Annotated in this window: 1 protein-coding gene; it reads left to right on the top strand. The window is 27.7% G+C overall.

Annotated features, from left to right (window positions below; genetic code table 11):
- Positions 1–1039 (top strand): RNA-guided endonuclease TnpB family protein (locus ACO409_RS11045; protein ID WP_485557223.1); only part of this gene is annotated, 1039 nt, incomplete at both ends.

Below are 1039 nucleotides of genomic sequence, written 5' to 3'. Positions count from 1 at the left end.
GTAATTTCATGAAATATAATTTAGCATTCAAATACAGAATTTATCCAAATAAAGAGCAGGAATTATTGATAAATAAGACTTTGGGATGTGTTCGTTTTGTTTACAATACAATTTTGTATACAGCGAATAAAATTTATGAAGAAACTGGGAAAAATAAAATAATTACACCTGCTAGTTTGAAAAGTGAAAACCAATTTTTGAAAGAAGTAGACAGTTTGGCACTTTCAAATGCTCAATTAAATGTAAGACGATCGTTTATGAATTTTTTTCAGAAAAGAGCGAAGTTTCCAAAGTTCAAATCTAAAAAGAATAGTATTAAAAGTTACACGACAAATTGTGTGAATAATTCAATAAGAATTGAGGAAAACAAATATTTGGTTTTGCCAAAATTGAAAAGAATAAAATTAAAATATCATAGAGAAATACCGAAGGATTACAAGATAAAGTCGGTAACATTGACAAACAGTAATGGAAATTACTACGTTTCTGTTTTGACGGAATTTGAAAAAGAAATTCAAAAAATTCCAAGTAATGATAAAGTGATTGGACTTGATTTTTCAATGTCTGAATTATTTGTCAGTTCTGAAAACCAAAGGGCTGATTATCCAAGATATTTTAGGATGTTGGAAGAAAAATTGAAAAAATTACAGAAATCATTGTCAAGAAAAGTTAAATTTTCTAAAAATTGGTATAAGCAAAAAGTGAAAATATCAAAATTGCATGAGTATATTAAAAATTGTCGAAGAGATTTTTTGCATAAATTATCGAAAAAATTGTCTGAAACGTATAATGCTGTGATTGTTGAGGATTTGAATATGAAAGGGATAAGTCAGGCATTAAATTTTGGTAAAAGTGTAGGAGACAATGGGTGGGGAATGTTTTTGAGGATGCTTGAGTATAAACTAATATTTTTAGGAAAGCAATTTTTAAAAATAGATAAGTGGTTTCCGTCATCGAAAACTTGCAGTAAATGTGGAAATATTAAAGAGGAATTGAAATTATCAGAAAGAAGTTATAAATGTGAGTGCTGTGGAATTGA

Source organism: Leptotrichia sp., from assembly GCF_057270615.1.
The sequence above is the reverse complement of the archived record's forward strand: the minus strand, read 5'-3'. Positions and strand labels throughout refer to the sequence as shown.